This is a genomic window from Aquimixticola soesokkakensis, assembly GCF_900172375.1.
GTDB lineage: Bacteria > Pseudomonadota > Alphaproteobacteria > Rhodobacterales > Rhodobacteraceae > Aquimixticola > Aquimixticola soesokkakensis.
Genome location: NZ_FWFS01000007.1, coordinates 172,141 through 188,574 on the forward strand (window position 1 = coordinate 172,141; position 16,434 = coordinate 188,574).

The following is a 16,434-nucleotide window of genomic DNA, read 5'->3' on the forward strand; positions in this document are numbered from 1 at the left end:
TGGCTCGCGACTACATGACAAAACACAAGGGATTTCCGGGGCGTTTTGCCGGATCGGATTTCCAATTCGTTATCCGCCGTGCGAACGCCAAGGGCGTGACGCCGCTCAAACGGCTTGAGCGTTACGCGGATCGCAAGACTCTCGACAAGCGCGTGGATGCTGCGTTTCTGGCCGCGCTTTGGGAACATTTCGGCGCGGAGCCTTTCGAGCGGGGCAACCTTGACGCCGGTCGGATCAGCTGGCTGTTCGGGCGCGAAGTCGTGCCCGCAGAGGAGCCGTTCGATCCTGCCAATTACGAAGCATTGCTCAGAATCGACGTGGCCAAAGCCCAAGTCTCCTTTCCGGAAATCTTCGCAGAGGAAGAGCCCCTGGAAGAGGATGAGGACGATTGGCCGGACGCTGATGAGGAGGAGGATTGGTAGGCACTCGTGGATATGTCGCGCGCAGAATTTCGCTGTTTTGTTCGGCTGCCCTGTGGTCTTTTGTCCACACTGGCGCGCGGATCGGCGGAATTGCGTCTGCGCGGCTGTCTGCCTCGGCAATCTCTTGCCGCACGCACATCAATTCACATTTTGCGGAACCCATTTGCTGCGGGCTGCGTTACGTCCTTAACAGCGATAAAACTCAAAGGATTATTCCATGCGTAACAAGATCTGGATCGTCGGCGTCGTGGCCGCTCTTGGCCTCTCGGCTTGTGGTGACACCTTCGGCGAACAAGCCGTGCTGGGTGCTGCTGTTGGCGCAGGCTCTGCTGCTGCCGTTGGTGGCGATGTGGCAACCGGTGCCGTTGTTGGCGGCGCTGCCAACATCGCATACTGCCGCACCTACCCGTCGCGTTGCTGATCGCGTAGCACGTCGCCCGTTTCAGGGCGGCTGGCATCTATAGATTTGAAGGCTCTCGTGCTTTGCGGCGCGGGGGCCTTTTTCGTGTTTGCGCTCCGGCGGATGGCTCGGGGCACGAAAAAGGGAAGAGGGACGAAAACATGTTCGACAAGATCGCAATCGCGAACCGCGGGGAAATTGCCTGTCGGGTGATCAAAACAGCGCGCAAGATGGGGATCAAAACCGTTGCGCTGTATTCGGACGCCGACCGGCGGGCGCTGCATGTGCAGATGGCCGATGAGGCGATCCACATCGGTCCCTCGCCTGCAAACCAGTCCTACATCGTCATCGACAAGGTGATGGAAGCGGTAAAAGCCTCCGGCGCGCAGGCCGTGCATCCGGGCTATGGGTTCTTGTCGGAAAATGCGAAATTTGCCGAAGCTCTGTCGGCCGCCGGCGTTGCCTTTGTCGGCCCGCCTGTGGGGGCCATCGAGGCGATGGGCGACAAGATCACGTCGAAAAAGCTGGCGCAGGAGGCCGGTGTCAGCACTGTTCCGGGCTACATGGGATTGATCAATGACGCCGAAGAGGCGGTGAAAATTTCCGGCGAAATCGGCTATCCGGTGATGATCAAGGCCTCTGCGGGGGGCGGCGGCAAGGGCATGCGCATCGCCTGGAATGACGCCGAGGCGCGCGAGGGGTTTCAGTCGTCGAAAAACGAAGCCGCCAGCAGCTTTGGCGATGATCGGATTTTCATCGAGAAGTTCGTGACCCAACCGCGCCACATCGAAATTCAGGTGCTGTGTGACGCCCATGGCAACGGCATCTATCTGGCCGAGCGCGAATGTTCGATCCAGCGACGCAACCAGAAGGTCATCGAAGAAGCGCCCTCGCCCTTTCTTGACGATGCGACCCGCAAGGCGATGGGGGAGCAGGCGGTCGCATTGGCGCAAGCCGTGGGCTACACCTCTGCGGGGACTGTGGAATTCATCGTCGACGGCGATCGCAACTTCTACTTTCTTGAAATGAATACGCGGTTGCAGGTGGAACACCCTGTGACCGAGTTGATCACGGGCATCGATCTGGTCGAACAGATGATCCGCGTTGCCCATGGCCAGCCGCTGTCGATCACCCAGGAAGATGTAAAAATCAACGGCTGGGCGATGGAATGCCGCCTCTACGCCGAAGATCCCTATCGCAACTTTTTGCCCTCTATCGGGCGGCTTACCCGCTATCGCCCCCCTGCCGAGGTGGTCGAGGAGACCCGCGTCGTGCGCAACGACACAGGCGTCTATGAGGGGGGCGAAATTTCGATGTTCTACGATCCGATGATTGCCAAACTGTGCACCTGGGGACCGTCACGACCTGAAGCCATCGAACATATGCGCCACGCGCTGGACGCCTTCGAGGTCGAGGGTATCGGGCACAACCTGCCGTTCCTGTCGGCCGTGATGGATCATGCGAAATTCGGTGCGGGCGACATCACCACGGCCTTCATTGCCGAGGAATACCCCGAGGGCTTCGAGGGGGCGACATTGCCCGAGGCGCATGTGGATCGTATCGCCGCCGCCTGCGCTGCGATGTATCGCATGTCGGAAATCCGCCGTACCCGCGTGTCGGGGCGCATGGACAACCACGAACGCCATGTTGCGGCCGATTGGGTGGTGCAGGTCAGCGGCCATGGCACGCCCGCGCGCGATATTGTGGTGCATATCGATGCCGACAAGGCCGGAGCATTCGTGTCGGTGGCAGGAAAATCCCTGCGCGTCGAGGGCGATTGGGTGCCCGGCGCGAGCCTTGCGCAGATGACGCTCGATGGCGCGCCCTTGACGCTCAAGCTCGCGAAATTGCCCGGCGGCTTTCGGGTGCGCAATCGCGGTGCCGAGCTGAAGGTCTTTGTGCGCAGCCCGCGCGCCGCGGATCTGTCCAGGCATATGTTGGAAAAGCTGCCGCCCGACACCTCCAAGCTGCTGCTGTGCCCCATGCCGGGGCTGGTGGTGAAAATGGCGGTCGAAGTGGGCGACGAGGTGCAGGACGGCCAGGCGCTTTGCACGATCGAAGCGATGAAGATGGAAAACATCCTGCGCGCGGAACGGCGTGGAAAAGTCAGCAAAATCAACGCGACGGCGGGCGACAGCCTTGCGGTTGACGAAGTGATCATGGAGTTCGAGTGACCGGTTCCAACGATCTCTACTCGCCAAGCTGCTCGATGCGCGCTGCGTATCGGGCAAGCTCCAGCGCGCGGACTTCCAACAGCCCCCCCGTGCCGTCGCGGATCTCCTGTTGGCGCAGGGGTGTTTTATCGATGGCGCGGGTGATTTCGCGCACGTCCCAAGGGGTTGGCTTGCGCAGCATCACCTGCGCGTCCTTGTCGATCACCACCAGCGCAAAGCCGCGCGGTCGCAGCTTGGTGCGCAGCTCGGAACGTTCGTCCGGGTCGGTGTCGGCGATAACCACCACATCGCGCGCGGCCAGCGCATCGGGACGTGCGGCCAGAAGCGCAAGCTGTTCGGTAAAGCTTGGGTCAAGCGGGCTGTCGGCAAAGACCACCACGGGGCGTGCGACCCATTTCAGATCGTCAAGCGCCACTTGGGTCCCGTCGAAAACGTCAAGCGTCTCTGGCAGGATGGCCTCCTGCGCGTCGACGGCAAGCGGCGCTGTGATCACGGCCACCGCCAAGAGCAAAGATTTGAACATCGTGCCTCCCATTCCTCTCAATATAGGGACGGAATGGCGCGGGCAGAAGGGCCATGCGCCCGAGGGGAGGAGAAAACCATGACCGACCGGAACGCTTGGGAGGCGCTGGCCCAGAAAGAACTGCGGGGCAAGCCGCGTGAAAGCCTCGAGTGGGAGACGCTGGAGGGCATCCGCGTCAAGCCGCTGTACGGCGAGGATGATTTGGCGGGCATGGACCACCTTGGCGGCACGCCGGGGGTGGCACCGTTCACGCGCGGTGTGCGCGCAACCATGTATGCCGGGCGCCCCTGGACCATCCGCCAGTATGCGGGCTTTTCCACCGCCGAAGAAAGCAACGCCTTTTATCGCCGCGCGCTTGCCGCGGGGCAGCAGGGGGTTTCTGTGGCTTTCGATCTGGCAACGCACCGCGGCTACGACAGCGATCATCCGCGCGTCGTCGGGGATGTGGGCAAGGCGGGCGTGGCGATCGACAGCGTCGAGGATATGAAGGTACTGTTTGACGGCATCCCGCTGGATAAAGTCAGCGTTTCCATGACGATGAACGGCGCGGTGATCCCGATTCTGGCCAATTTTATCGTGACGGGCGAAGAGCAGGGCCATGATCGCGCGGTGCTGTCGGGGACGATCCAGAACGATATCCTCAAGGAATTCATGGTCCGCAACACCTATATCTATCCGCCCGACCCCTCGATGCGGATCATCGCGGATATCATCGAATATACGTCTGCGCAGATGCCGAAATTCAACTCGATCTCGATTTCCGGCTACCACATGCAGGAGGCGGGCGCGAACCTCGTGCAGGAGCTTGCTTTCACGCTGGCCGACGGGCGCGAATATGTGCGCGCGGCGATTGCGCGCGGCATGGATGTCGATGTGTTCGCAGGGCGCTTGTCGTTCTTTTTCGCCATCGGCATGAATTTTTTCATGGAAGCGGCCAAGCTGCGCGCCGCGCGGCTGCTTTGGAGCCGTGTGATGGATGAATTCGACCCCAAAAAGCCCGGCTCGAAAATGCTGCGCACCCATTGCCAGACCTCTGGTGTCAGCTTGCAAGAACAAGATCCCTACAACAACGTGATCCGCACGGCCTATGAGGCGATGTCGGCGGTGCTGGGGGGCACACAAAGCCTGCACACCAACGCGCTGGATGAGGCGATTGCGCTGCCCACCGACTTCTCTGCCCGCATTGCGCGCAACACCCAGTTGATTTTGCAGGAAGAAACTGGTGTGACCAATGTCGTCGATCCCCTTGCGGGCAGCTATTATGTCGAAAGCCTGACGGCGGAATTGGCGGATAAAGCCTGGGCGCTGATGGAAGAAGTCGAGCAAATGGGCGGCATGACCAAGGCCGTCGCCTCCGGCATGCCCAAACTGCGGATCGAAGAAACCGCCGCGCGGCGTCAGGCGGGAATTGATCGCGGCACCGAAGTCATTGTCGGCGTGAACAAATACCGCAAGGACAATGAAGACCCGATCGACATTCTGGACGTGGACAACGTGGCGGTGCGCGTGTCGCAAGTCGCGCGCCTGGAGCGCATTCGCGCCACGCGCGACGAGGCGCAGGTCGCACGGACGCTGGGCGACCTCGAAGCCGCCGCCAGCAGTGGAACAGGCAACCTCTTGGCCTTGGCGGTCGAGGCCGCGCGCGCGCGCGCAACCGTGGGAGAGATTTCAATGGCGATGGAAAAATCCTTTGGCCGCCACCGCGCGGAGGTCAAGACCCTCGCCGGTGTCTATGGCGCGGCCTACGAGGGCGATGAAGGCTTTGCACAAATCCAGAAAGACGTTGAAATATTTGCCGAAAAAGAGGGCCGCCGCCCGCGTATGCTGGTCGTTAAAATGGGTCAGGACGGGCATGATCGCGGCGCCAAGGTGATCGCCACCGCCTTTGCTGATATCGGCTTTGACGTGGACGTCGGGCCGCTGTTCCAGACCCCTGAAGAGGCCGCGCAGGATGCCATCGACAATGATGTGCATATCGTCGGGATTTCGTCGCAGGCAGCGGGTCACAAGACCCTCGCGCCAAAGCTGATCGAGGCGTTGCAGGCGGAAGGGGCGGGGGAAATCATCGTCATCTGCGGGGGCGTCATCCCGCAGCAAGACTATGATTTCCTGTACAAATCCGGCGTCAAAGCGATTTTCGGCCCGGGAACGAATATTCCCGAGGCGGCCCGGAAAATCCTTGATCTGATTTCAAGCGCCCCGTGAGGGGGCGCGAAATTGCCCCCCGCCCTACGGGCTCAGGCGCTTTCATGTTGGCGTTGCGGTTCGATGTCCAGCCGTGCCTCTGTTTCGCCGCGCGCGATGGCGGCCTGCTGTTCTTGGCTGAGAGGGGCAAGGCGCAGGATCAGATAGCCGATCACGGCGGAACCGATCGAGCCTGTCAGCACACCGATGCGCACTTGGTTCATAAGGTCGGTGCTTGAATAGGAGAGCCCGCCGATGAACAGCGACATGGTAAAGCCGATCCCCGCCAGCACCGCGACGCCGTAAACCTGCCGCCATGTTGCGCCAAAGGGCTTGCGGGCGATCCCGAATTTGATCAGCAACCACGTGGTGCCAAACACCCCGAGCTGCTTGCCCACAAAGAGGCCCAAAGCGACGCCAAGCACGATCGGATTGCCGTAGATGGACCAGCGAAAGCCGCTCAAAACGACTCCTGCATTGGCCAGAACGAAAATCGGGACAATCAGGAAAAACACATAGGGCGAGAGCGCATTTTCAAGCGCATGGGCCGGCGATTTGCCCCATTTGTCGCGCATGGGGATGAAGAAGGCGGTGATCACACCCGCCAAGGTCGCCTCGATTCCCGACTGTAAGATCAACACCCAAAGAACGATGCCAAGCATGATGATCAACGCGGGACGGTGGATCGCTGCGCGGTTGAGATACCACATGAAAAACAACGGGATGATCGCTAGGAACAGGTAATCGACCTGCAAATCGCTGGCATAGAAAAACGCGATGATGAGAATGGCGCCGAGGTCGTCAAGGATGGCGAGCGTCAGCAAAAACACCCGCAAGGACCCGGGCAGCCGTTGTCCCACCAAGGCCATGACGCCCACCGCGAATGCGATGTCGGTGGCCGAAGGGATGGCCCAGCCCGACAGCGTATCGGCGCTATGCCAATTTATGGCGGCAAAGATCAGCGCGGGCACCATCATCCCACCCAAGGCGGCGACGCCGGGCAGGACGATATCTGACGGGTTGCGCAGTTTTCCTTCTAGGCGCTCGCGTTTCAATTCCAGGCCCACAAGCAGGAAAAACACCGCCATTAACCCGTCGTTGATCCACAATAACAACGACTTGGAAAGCTCCGCATCCCCGAGGGCGATGGTGAAAGGTGCCGATAAAAGCCCCTCGTAATAGGGGTAGAGCGACGAGTTGGCGATGGCGAGCGCCGCAACGGCTGAAGCGACAAGCACAAGGCCGCCGGCTGTGTCGCTGTCGAAAAAATCCTCAAGGGAACGAAGGAGCATTGTATTTGGGATCTTTCTCTATTTTGTTGCACTGCAAAATGGCCGAATGGCGTTGAAATTCAACGCCCTTCGCGCAGGTTGAGATGTGCAGATTTGCACCGATGGGAAATTTTAGGCCGCACATGTGTGTGCGCAGGGCACGAGAGCCGGAAAGAATGACACGATGCTGATCAGAGATGTTCAAACGCGCGATATTGAGGCCCTGCGGGCGATCATGGCGCCTGTGATCCGCGAGACCACCGCCTCATTTTCCGACGAAGAGCGTTCGCCGGAGGGGTGGCGCGCGATGATTGCCGCCCGTGCAGAGGCCGACCGCCCGTTTGTGGTGGCCGAGATCGACGGGATTTGCGCGGGCTATGCCACTTACGATCAGTTTCGCGCTGGGAATTCCGGCTATCGCTTTACGATGGAACATTCGGTTTATCTGGCCCCTGTTGCGCAGGGCAAAGGGGCTGGGCGGGCGTTGATGCATCGGCTGGAAGAGCACGCGCGCCGCCATGATATCCACTCCCTGATTGCAGGGATTGATGCGCAAAACATCGGGTCTATTGCCTTCCATCAAGCGCTTGGCTTTGAGAAATCCGGCCTTGTCGCGCAGTCGGGCTATAAATTCGGGCGCTGGCTGGACCTGCAATTCATGCAGAAATTCCTCTGATCACAGCTTGTTTTTGTGATGGCGTCATTGCGCGGGCTGACAGTCGGCGTCGGGCAGTCTAAGGTAGCGCCCATGTCGATTTGGACCCGCATATTGGACGCAATTGCAGCGCTGCGCGCAGGCGAAAGCCTGTCGATGGTGTTTGAGAAACTGCGCAATGCCCCTGAAAAACGGGTGGGCTTTGCCATTGCCGTGATCGGTTTGGGCGCGAAAATGGCCAAGGCCGACGGGCAGGTGACCCGCGCCGAAGTCACCGCCTTTCGTGAGGTCTTTGCGATTGCGCCTGCGGATGAGGCGGCAGCGGCGCGGGTGTTCAATCTTGCGCGCCACGATGTGGCGGGGTTCGAGGACTACGCGCGCTCTGTCAAACGCATGTTCGGGGACGACTGCGCGCCCCTGTGTGATCTGCTCGAAGGTTTGTTCCACATCGCGCTGGCCGATGGCGATTATCACGAAGCCGAAGATGCCTATCTGGCGCGGGTGGCCGAGATTTTCGCCATCCCCGAGGTGAAATTTCGCGCGATGCGCGCGCGGCTGGTGCCCGATGCCACCCCCGATCCCTACGCGGTCTTGGGCGTGAGCCCCGACATGAACCTCGCCCAGATCAAACGTGCCTGGCATGCAGCGGTCATCGACAGCCATCCTGACCGGATGATTGCGCGCGGGGTTCCCGAAGAGGCGGTGCGCATGGCCAATGATCGCATGGCCAAACTCAATGCCGCTTGGGAAGAGATCGAGGCGGTTCACGCCGCCTGAGCATCTTTAGCGCTGGATGATTTCTGGCGTCACCGAAAGCGCGTTTGCCAAGGAATTGAAGCGCGCCAGTGTCACCTCGCCAAAGAGATCACGCGCCTCCGCCGAGAGCACCAAGCGCAGAACTTTTTTCTTTGGAAACAACTGGATGTTCGCCATTGCTTCGGGATCGTCGCAGGCAAACATCGCGCCAAACCGCATCGCTTTTCCCAAGACTTCCGCCCGCTTGATCGCGGTCGGGTCGAGCAGGGCGATGAGGGATTCAAAGGGGGTGCCATCGCGCGAATTCTTGTAGCGATGCAGCAGCGCCAGACCTAAAAAGATGCGCTCCTCGTGGTCGAGACCGCCCAGGTTGGCGCGGGTCGCATTGTCAAAACAGACTTCCGCGCGATAGTCGGGATGGGCCCGCCACGTCACGTCATGCAACAGGCAGGCTGCCTTCACGAGGCGCTTTTGGTCCTCTGAGGCGGATTTGAAAATCGGAGAGATAAACGCAAAGAGCTTTTTGCCAAAGCCCGGATTGCGCGCGTCTTTCATTTCGGCAAAGCGGCAGGATTCGATCAGCGGATCACGCGCGCGGGCGCGCGCGGGCATTTGTTCGTACAGCAACCCCTCGCGGATGCCATAGGAAGAAATGCAGATTTCCTTGGGTTTGAAAGTGGTGACAAGCTGTCCAAGGACCTCCGCGGCCAGCGGCACCAATGCCATCCGCGCGGCCGAAGTGCCGGTCTTGGCGCGCAGCTCGTCCATGTTCGATGCGCGGATAAACTTCAACGTGGCCGAAAGGCTTTTGCGCGAAATCCGGTATTCATGTAAAACATGCAGCGGATAGCCGCGCCGTTCCATGTCGATGCGGGCAATCGCGCGCCACGAGCCGCCCACCAGAAAAATACGTTTGTTATCAGTGCCCATCGTGTCGGCGAGGCCGTCGATAATGGGTTTGATATGGGTCTTTAGCCCTTTGCGCCCGCCTTTTATGTCTTGCAGTTTTAGGGGGCCAAGGGGGGAAGTCACCCGTTTGCCGACATGGCCTGCGTGCAATTCGGCAAGCTCCATGGACGAGCCGCCGATGTCGCAAATCAACCCGTCGGCTTCGGGCCAGCCCAACAGTACGCCCTGCGCGGACAGGCGGGCCTCCTCTTCGCCGTCGATCACCCAAAGCGGCAGGCCCGTCTCGCGCAAAATCTCCTCGCGAAAGGCAGGGCCATCAGAGGCTTCGCGCATGGCGGCGGTCGCAACAGCGGTGAGCGGTGGAATGCCCATCCCTTCGGCCAGCTTTTGAAACCGCTTGAGCGCGGCCATGGCGCGGCGTTTGCCTTCGGGGTTGAGATGACCGGTTTCGCCCAGTCCCGCGCCAAGCCCACAGAGGATTTTTTCATTGTAAAAATAGGCGGGTGAGCGCGCCGCGCCGTCAAAGACCACCATCCGCACCGAATTGGAGCCGACATCGACCACGCCCACGCGCGACAGGGCGCGCGCGCTTTCATCGAGAAAAAGCGGGCGACCGAAGGGCCCCCAATCTTCGCCGCTGGTCGGCGTTTCGGGTTCGGTCTGGCTGGTCACGGGTGATTCCTGTTCATTGCTGTCGACGTTAAGCGCGCCACTGGCGCAAGGTCAATCCGACGCTTTGGTGGGCGGTGACGGGGGCGATGACGGGGGCGGCGCCCCGGTGGCAGGGGCACTGGCGGGATCGTGGCTGTGGGTGAGGGCGGGGACATCGCCCACACCCGCCGACCCGCGCCCCGACAGCGAGGGATGTTCCATGAAAAAGCGGTGGCAGGAAAACGGATGGCCTTGCATGGCCTCGGCGGGCCGTTCCCATTTGCCATCGGGCCGCAGTACCCAGCTTTGCGCCACGTCATGCATGTTGGCCGCCATGATCTGGTCGACGATCTGCGCCTTGACGGTGGGGTTGGTGATTTCCACCAGCGTCTCGACGCGGCGGTTCAGGTTGCGGCCCATCCAATCCGCAGAGGATATGAACACCCGCGCCTTTTTCGACGGCAACCCGCCGCCATTGCCAAAGCAGGCAATGCGCGAATGTTCCAAAAACCGGCCCACAACGGATTTGACGCGGATGTTTTCCGAAAGGCCTTTGACCCCCGGCCGCACGCCACAAATGCCGCGGATCACCAGCTCGATTTTGACGCCGGCCTGTGACGCGCCGTAGAGCGCATCGATCACGTCCGGTTCCATCAGGGAATTCATTTTGACCCAGATCGCGGCGGGTTTGCCCGCGCGCGCCAGATCCGCCTCATGGGCGATACATGCGATGATGTCGGCTTTCAGGCTTAGGGGCGAAATGGACAGATTTTCCAGCGCGGCCGGGGGCGCATAGCCGCCTACATAGTTGAACACTTTGGTCGCATCGCGCCCCAGTGCCGCATCACAGGTGAAAAAGCTGAGGTCGGTGTAAATCCGCGCCGTAATCGGGTGATAGTTTCCTGTGCCGTAATGGGTGTAGGTCACCAGCTGCGTGCCTTCACGCCGCACCACGGTGGATATTTTTGCGTGGGTTTTGTAGCTGGTAAACCCGTAGGTAACATGGGCACCTGCGCGTTCGAGTCGGCGCGATTGGCGGATATTTGCGGCTTCGTCAAAGCGCGCCTTCAGCTCGACAAGGGCGGTGACGGTCTTGCCGTTTTCTGCGGCCTCGCACAAAGCGGCGACGATGGGGCTGTCTTGTGAGGTGCGATAGAGCGTCTGTTTGATCGCGACCACATCGGGGTCATTTGCCGCCTGTTTGAGAAAGCGGATGACCAGATCGAAGGTCTCATAGGGGTGATGCAGCAGCATATCCTTTTGACGGATTGCGGCAAACATATCCCCCTCGTGATCCTGCACCCGTTCGGGGACGCGCGGCGCATAGGCGGGCCATTGCAGGTCCCGCCGCTCGTCGAGCACCAGTTCCTTGAGGTCGGCCAGACCGATCATGCCGTGGACGGGGATGACTTCGTCTTCGCTAACGTTGAGTTCCTGTTTGATCACATCCGCAAGCAAGTCCGGTGCGTTGGATGATATCTTGAGGCGCACCACCTCGCCGCGCCGGCGCCGTTTCAGGGCGACCTCGAATTCGCGCACAAGGTCCTCCGCCTCGTCCTCGACCTCCAGATCGCTGTCGCGCAGCACGCGAAAGGTACAAGACCCCGTGACACTGTAGCCCGGGAACAGCACATCGGCGTTGAGCAGCAACAGATCCTCAAGCGGCAGAAAACGGGCTTTGCCGCGTTTGTCGGGCAGGCGCACAAACCGTGGGATTTGCGCGGGGATCGGCAAGAGTGCCTGCAAGCCGCGCCCGTCGGTGACGCGCTCCATTTGCAAGGCCAGAACATAGCCGGTGTTGGGAATGAAGGGAAAGGGATGCGCAGGGTCGATGGCCAGCGGCGAGAGCACCGGAAAGACCTGATCCATGAACAAATGCGCAAGATGTTTCTGGTCGCCCTTGTTCAGCTTGGACAGGGTGAGGATTGAAATACCTGCCGCTTCCATTTCGCGTTTGATGCGAAACCATGTCCGCAATTGAGCGGCCATCAGGCGGCGGGCCTCAAGCCGGATCAAACGCAGCTGTTCGGCAGGGGTGCGCCCGTCCGCAGCGGGGTTGGTGTTGCCCGCATGGGCCAATTCACGAAGCCCTGCGACCCGGACCGTGTAAAATTCGTCCAGATTGGTCGCAGAAATCGACACGAACCGCAGGCGCTCCAACAGCGGCACGCGGGGGTTTTCGGCTTCTTCCAGCACGCGCCAATTGAACGCCAGCCAGCTGAGTTCACGGTTGAAAAACCGTCTTGGGCCGGTGCGCTTGGCGGCGGACAGGCTGACGGGGGCGGGAAACGGCGCTGACAGGAAATCGGTTTCAGTCATGGGGTCTCTTCACGCATCCTCGCGGGGATTATTCTGCGTCGCTGGCCAGATTGTCCAGCAGCTTGCCCGCCATTTGCACAGATATCGGCCGCCGCTCGGCAACGGCCTGGGCGTCGAGCGCCTCGACGATGCGGCGTGCATCGCGGGCGCTGCGTTCCATGCGGGGCACGATGTAGGGGATCAAGGTGTTGGGCACCACGCTTTGGCGATCGTTGAACTGTTTGGCAAGCATCGCGGCGAGCAGCTTGTCATCGGGGGCGTCGATGCGCGCGACCGAGGTGCCTTCCATCCGGCTGCGCAGGTCCGGCAGGCTCAACAGCCAGCGCGCGGGGGCAGAGGTGGCGGTGAACAACAGCCGCCCGCCCTCGGCCAACACGAGGTTGTGCAGATGAAAGAGGGCTTCCTCGCTTTGACGGCCTGCGAGCTTTTGTAAATCTTCCACGACGACATAGCGTTTGGCCGAGAGGGCAGGGATTTCGGCATGGATCAGGCTTTGTGCTGAAATGATTTGAGCGCCGGTATCGCTTGCCCAAACATGTGCCAGATGTGTTTTGCCCGCGCCCTCTGGTCCAATGAGTGCCAGCTTGCCCGATGGCCAGTTTTGCCAGCCTTCCAGCGCGGCCAGCGCAAGGCTGTTGGAGGGGGAGACAAAGAAATCCTCCAGCCCGAGCGCTTCGCGCACCGGCAGATCGAAAACAAGCTGGCGGTTCATGTCAGATATCCGTGTCGTGTAGAAATTCTTGCGACTCTTCGGTCATATCGGCGCTGATCCCGTTGTAGAGGCGGCTGTCTTTGTAGCGGTCGATAAAAAAACGCGCGACAACGCCAAGCGAGGCGGCGACCGGTACCGCGACCAGCATCCCGACAAAGCCGAACAAGGTGCCAAAAGCCGAAAGCGCAAAAATCAGCCAGACGGGATGGAGACCAATGGACGTGCCCACCAATTTGGGGGTCAGGATGTTGCCCTCCACGAATTGTCCAAAGGCAAAAACCGCGATCACGGCGGCGATCATGCCCCATTCGCCCCAGAACTGGAAGAGCGCAAGGCCGATGGACAGGCCGCCCCCGACGATCGCCCCGACATAGGGAATGAATGTCAGCGCCCCCGCAACGGCGCCCGCAACAAGGCCGAATTGCAGGCCCAAGAGCATCAGCGAGACGGCGTAGAACGTGCCCAAAATCAGGCATACTGTGCCTTGGCCGCGAATGAAGGAGGCCAGCGTTTTGTCGATGTCATGTGCGAGGCCGCGGATTGTGGGCGCGTGGTCGCGTGGCAGAAGACTATCGATGCGCGCGACCATACGGTCCCAATCCATCAACAAATAGAAGGTGATAACAGGAACGAGCACGAGCAGCACCACCACGTTGAGCAGGGACATGGCCGAGCTGAGAACACCGTTCAATACCTCGCCGCCCTTTGACTGGATCGTCGCGCCGATGCTTTCAAGGGTCTGGCGCAACTGGCTGCCTTGATCGAGTAGCTCGGGAAACCGTGCGACCAGAAAGGCCTGCAATTGCGAAAACAGGCTTGGCGCGGTTTGGATCAATTCGCCGGCTTGCTGGATCAACGTGGGCACAATCAGCAAGGCGGCAAGGATAAAGAGGACGATGGCGACAAGCGTGATCGTGACCGTGGCCAAAATCCGGCTAAACCCGATTTGTTCCAAACGGTCAGCGACCGGATCAAGCATATAGGCAACCGCCATGGCGATGATGAAGGGAAGGATCACCCCGCCCAGAACCCAGAGCACCACAAGGAAAACAAGCGCGGCCAGTCCCCAATATTTGAGTTGGTTTTTCACCGGCATCGCGTAAAGCCCCTTTTTGCATTCCCCTTGCATATTGCAGTGGCGGGGGATGACTTCAAGCAAATGCTCGCGTCGGGCCAGTGGCGGTGTGCCGTTTGTGCTGTGTCGTTTTGGCAGGTGCGGCAAGCCGTGCCCCGTTGGCAGGCTGTTCCGCCTCCTCAGAAGGCGTCCTTACGAGGCAAGGCGGGGCCGGGCAAAATCGCTTGGCGGGGCACCGGCGGAGGGCACGCCGCTGGTGTTGAAGGTCGCAACGAGATCGGCAAGTTCGGCAGTGCCCTTGAACAAAAGCCCGTTCGCGGCGGTGGTTTCCTCGAACATTGCGGCGTTTTGCTGCGTGACGGCTTCGAGTTTGGAAATCGCGTCATTGACCTCTGAGATTCCTTGCGACTGATCGGAGGTGCTTTCGGCAATCGAGCGCAGGCGGGAGGTGATTTTATCGACCGACGCCTGAATGCCCGTCAGCGCATCGCCGGTCTGGTTGACCACCTTGGCGCCATTGGCCACTTGGGTGACCGAGGAGTTGATCAACCCGTTTATTTCGCGCGCGGCATCCGAGGAGCGCTGTGCAAGGGCGCGCACTTCGGAGGCGACGACGGCAAAGCCACGGCCCGCTTCGCCCGCCCGCGCGGCCTCGACACCGGCATTGAGCGCCAAGAGGTTGGTTTGAAAGGCGATATCGTCAATCACGCCGGTGATCTTCTGGATTTCCATCGAGGAGGATTCGATTTCCTGCATCGCGCGCACGGCGCGGGTCATAATTTCGGTGCCCTCATTGGCGTCCGAGGATGTTGTTTCGGCCAAGGTTTGCGCATCGTTTGAGTCGCGCGCAACGCTTTGAATCGTGCGCGTCAGCTGGTCAAGCGAGGCGGCAATCTGTGCGAGCGTGGCGGCCTGACGTTCGGTGCGCCCCGAGAGATCATTGGCCGAGGAGGAAATTTCGCGCGACTGGTTCTGGATGGTTTCCGTTTGCGATTGGACTTCGCTCAGGGCCGTTTCGAGACGGGCGCAGGCCTCGTTATAGCTGTCGCGCAGATCGCGGTAATCGGGGCCAAGGTCTTGGGAAATGCGCGAGGACACATCGCCGGTGGCCAGCTGTGCAAGGTGGTGGCGAAAGACGCTTACCAGTCGCTGAAGCTGGGCTTCGCGCTCAGAGCGGGCCTGATTTGCGGCGGCTTCCGTGGCGCGCTTTTCTTCTTCGGTGACGCGGGCCTGTTCATGCGCGGCCTCTGTGGCCTGATGTGCCTGTTCGGAGGTCATGCGCGCGCGCTCTGCCTCTTGCAGGGCGGCTTCGGCGGCGCTGCGCTGGGCCTGGGCATCGGCCAAAGCATTTTGCGCCTGGGCAATGGCATCCTGGGCCTGCGCATGGGCTGCGGCCAGAGCGGCGTCGGTCTGGGTGCGCCGGATGATCATATAGGCCAGCACACCGGTTTCGATCACCACAATGACCGCGTGAAAGACGCTGCGCTGGATGTTGAGCATCAGATCCTGCGAGGGATAGACGAGGTGCGGAAAGACCAGCGTCAGCACGACGTGATGCACGGCAATGGTCGCGGCCGCGATCAGCAAGGCCCGCAACCCGTTGGTCATCACGATCATCGCCAGAACGGCGAAATAGAACATATGGCTGTCGAGCTGCATGGCATTGCCAATCAGCGCCGCGTTCATCGTAATGGCGGTGCCCACAAGCGCCTGCGACACGGTGATGCGCGCCAGGCGCTGATTTGCCAGACGCGTGCTGAGAAACGCAAGGGCGCTGAACAGGGCCCCGCCGCCGAGCGCAATCGCGAGATGCCCCCCCTCAGCCCAGACAAACAGCGCGATCGCAACGCTGGCTGCGATCGTGGCTTTGGACAAAAAGCGCACGGCGTCGGTTTGCAGGTTCGCAAGGGATAGGTTGGGTTCAGACATTCGGCTCTCCGCAGATGCTGGCAAGTGTATCGCCGTCAAGAAGGGTCCAGGCACCTGCGGCGCGCGCCAGTGCTGTGATATGTGCGTCGATCGGGGCGTCGAACTGCGCCAGCACCGCAAAGGGCGCGCGCAGCGGACCGACGACAGCGCCGCCTGCCTGGCTCACAACGCGGTCGATGTCGCGCCACGGGGGGGCGACGACCACGACGATATCGGCACCGCTGACCGGACCCAGCACAAGGCTGAGCGGCGCAATACAAATGCTGCATAGCGCAACAAGACCGATCAAAAGTGACTGCATGGGTTCCGTTCCTCGTTCCCCTCTGGATAGCCCAAGACCCTTGCCAAGCCGTTAAAGCGAATGCCGCGAAACGGCTTTGGTGCCGCTTGCGTCGCCTCGCCTTGCCCGCGCGGGCGAATTCCCTTAGAGAACAGGGGTTAGACCTCTATTTCG

14 protein-coding genes are annotated in these 16,434 nt (G+C 60.8%); 6 read left to right on the plus strand and 8 right to left on the minus strand.

Annotated features, from left to right (window positions below; all coding sequences use genetic code 11):
- The first annotated feature begins 14 nt into the window (after positions 1 to 14).
- From AQS8620_RS10420 to AQS8620_RS10430, 3 genes are all read left to right on the plus strand, one after another.
- On the plus strand, positions 15 to 422 hold the full coding sequence (locus AQS8620_RS10420; protein ID WP_085836904.1) for a hypothetical protein: 408 nt from the start codon (positions 15 to 17) through the stop codon (positions 420 to 422).
- A 217-nt stretch (positions 423 to 639) separates the two neighbouring features.
- Positions 640 to 843 carry a hypothetical protein gene (locus AQS8620_RS10425; RefSeq protein ID WP_085836829.1) on the plus strand — a complete coding sequence of 68 codons (204 nt, stop codon included), beginning with the start codon at positions 640 to 642 and terminating at the stop codon, positions 841 to 843.
- Between the two features lie 140 nt (positions 844 to 983).
- On the plus strand, positions 984 to 2,996 hold the full coding sequence (locus AQS8620_RS10430) for an acetyl-CoA carboxylase biotin carboxylase subunit (RefSeq protein ID WP_085836830.1): 2,013 nt from the start codon (positions 984 to 986) through the stop codon (positions 2,994 to 2,996).
- Positions 2,997 to 3,012: 16 nt separating this feature from the next.
- On the opposite strand, the gene AQS8620_RS10435 is transcribed toward AQS8620_RS10430, so the two are convergent.
- Complete coding sequence (locus tag AQS8620_RS10435) at positions 3,013 to 3,519, minus strand: DUF4174 domain-containing protein (RefSeq protein WP_085836831.1); 507 nt, start codon at positions 3,517 to 3,519, stop codon at positions 3,013 to 3,015.
- Positions 3,520 to 3,597: 78 nt separating this feature from the next.
- Between AQS8620_RS10435 and scpA the strand changes: the two genes are divergently transcribed.
- Positions 3,598 to 5,724, plus strand: a complete 2,127-nt coding sequence (gene scpA, locus AQS8620_RS10440) for a methylmalonyl-CoA mutase (RefSeq protein WP_085836832.1) — start codon at positions 3,598 to 3,600, stop codon at positions 5,722 to 5,724.
- Between the two features lie 32 nt (positions 5,725 to 5,756).
- On the opposite strand, the gene nhaA is transcribed toward scpA, so the two are convergent.
- The gene (gene nhaA, locus AQS8620_RS10445; RefSeq protein ID WP_085836833.1) at positions 5,757 to 6,995 is read right to left on the minus strand and encodes a Na+/H+ antiporter NhaA; all 1,239 of its coding nucleotides are present in this window, start codon (positions 6,993 to 6,995) and stop codon (positions 5,757 to 5,759) included.
- A 163-nt stretch (positions 6,996 to 7,158) separates the two neighbouring features.
- Here nhaA and AQS8620_RS10450 point away from each other — a divergent pair, with 163 nt between their 5' ends.
- On the plus strand, positions 7,159 to 7,650 hold the full coding sequence (locus AQS8620_RS10450; protein ID WP_085836834.1) for a GNAT family N-acetyltransferase: 492 nt from the start codon (positions 7,159 to 7,161) through the stop codon (positions 7,648 to 7,650).
- Between the two features lie 72 nt (positions 7,651 to 7,722).
- Positions 7,723 to 8,406: a J domain-containing protein gene (locus AQS8620_RS10455; RefSeq protein WP_085836835.1), complete on the plus strand. Its 684-nt coding sequence runs from the start codon at positions 7,723 to 7,725 to the stop codon at positions 8,404 to 8,406.
- A 6-nt stretch (positions 8,407 to 8,412) separates the two neighbouring features.
- Here the strand turns inward: AQS8620_RS10455 and AQS8620_RS10460 are convergent, their stop codons facing one another.
- From AQS8620_RS10460 to AQS8620_RS10485, 6 genes are all read right to left on the minus strand, one after another.
- Positions 8,413 to 9,966, minus strand: a complete 1,554-nt coding sequence (locus AQS8620_RS10460) for a Ppx/GppA family phosphatase (RefSeq protein WP_085836836.1) — start codon at positions 9,964 to 9,966, stop codon at positions 8,413 to 8,415.
- A gap of 51 nt (positions 9,967 to 10,017) precedes the next feature.
- Positions 10,018 to 12,264, minus strand: coding sequence for an RNA degradosome polyphosphate kinase (locus AQS8620_RS10465; RefSeq protein WP_085836837.1), 2,247 nt, complete (start codon positions 12,262 to 12,264; stop codon positions 10,018 to 10,020).
- Between the two features lie 28 nt (positions 12,265 to 12,292).
- A complete protein-coding gene (locus tag AQS8620_RS10470; RefSeq protein WP_085836838.1) occupies positions 12,293 to 12,976 on the minus strand; it encodes a DnaA/Hda family protein in 684 nt (227 codons plus the stop codon).
- 1 nt (position 12,977) lies between these two features.
- Positions 12,978 to 14,072: an AI-2E family transporter gene (locus AQS8620_RS10475; RefSeq protein WP_085836905.1), complete on the minus strand. Its 1,095-nt coding sequence runs from the start codon at positions 14,070 to 14,072 to the stop codon at positions 12,978 to 12,980.
- A gap of 171 nt (positions 14,073 to 14,243) precedes the next feature.
- A complete protein-coding gene (locus AQS8620_RS10480; RefSeq protein WP_085836839.1) occupies positions 14,244 to 15,980 on the minus strand; it encodes a methyl-accepting chemotaxis protein in 1,737 nt (578 codons plus the stop codon).
- Positions 15,973 to 16,281, minus strand: coding sequence for a hypothetical protein (locus AQS8620_RS10485; RefSeq protein ID WP_085836840.1), 309 nt, complete (start codon positions 16,279 to 16,281; stop codon positions 15,973 to 15,975). Before AQS8620_RS10485 ends, AQS8620_RS10480 begins: the two co-directional genes overlap by 8 nt.
- Between the last annotated feature and the right edge of the window lie 153 nt (positions 16,282 to 16,434).

What these genes read in the sequence shown, in the direction of transcription:
- scpA (WP_085836832.1), top strand. Translation starts at nt 3,598, where the DNA reads ATGACCGACCGGAACGCTTGGGAGGCGCTGGCCCAGAAAGAACTGCGG.
- AQS8620_RS10475 (WP_085836905.1), bottom strand. Translation starts at nt 14,072, where the DNA reads ATGCCGGTGAAAAACCAACTCAAATATTGGGGACTGGCCGCGCTTGTT.
- AQS8620_RS10465 (WP_085836837.1), bottom strand. Translation starts at nt 12,264, where the DNA reads ATGACTGAAACCGATTTCCTGTCAGCGCCGTTTCCCGCCCCCGTCAGC.
- AQS8620_RS10450 (WP_085836834.1), top strand. Translation starts at nt 7,159, where the DNA reads ATGCTGATCAGAGATGTTCAAACGCGCGATATTGAGGCCCTGCGGGCG.
- AQS8620_RS10430 (WP_085836830.1), top strand. Translation starts at nt 984, where the DNA reads ATGTTCGACAAGATCGCAATCGCGAACCGCGGGGAAATTGCCTGTCGG.
- AQS8620_RS10480 (WP_085836839.1), bottom strand. Translation starts at nt 15,980, where the DNA reads ATGTCTGAACCCAACCTATCCCTTGCGAACCTGCAAACCGACGCCGTG.
- AQS8620_RS10470 (WP_085836838.1), bottom strand. Translation starts at nt 12,976, where the DNA reads ATGAACCGCCAGCTTGTTTTCGATCTGCCGGTGCGCGAAGCGCTCGGG.
- nhaA (WP_085836833.1), bottom strand. Translation starts at nt 6,995, where the DNA reads ATGCTCCTTCGTTCCCTTGAGGATTTTTTCGACAGCGACACAGCCGGC.
- AQS8620_RS10455 (WP_085836835.1), top strand. Translation starts at nt 7,723, where the DNA reads ATGTCGATTTGGACCCGCATATTGGACGCAATTGCAGCGCTGCGCGCA.
- AQS8620_RS10485 (WP_085836840.1), bottom strand. Translation starts at nt 16,281, where the DNA reads ATGCAGTCACTTTTGATCGGTCTTGTTGCGCTATGCAGCATTTGTATT.
- AQS8620_RS10420 (WP_085836904.1), top strand. Translation starts at nt 15, where the DNA reads ATGACAAAACACAAGGGATTTCCGGGGCGTTTTGCCGGATCGGATTTC.
- AQS8620_RS10425 (WP_085836829.1), top strand. Translation starts at nt 640, where the DNA reads ATGCGTAACAAGATCTGGATCGTCGGCGTCGTGGCCGCTCTTGGCCTC.
- AQS8620_RS10435 (WP_085836831.1), bottom strand. Translation starts at nt 3,519, where the DNA reads ATGTTCAAATCTTTGCTCTTGGCGGTGGCCGTGATCACAGCGCCGCTT.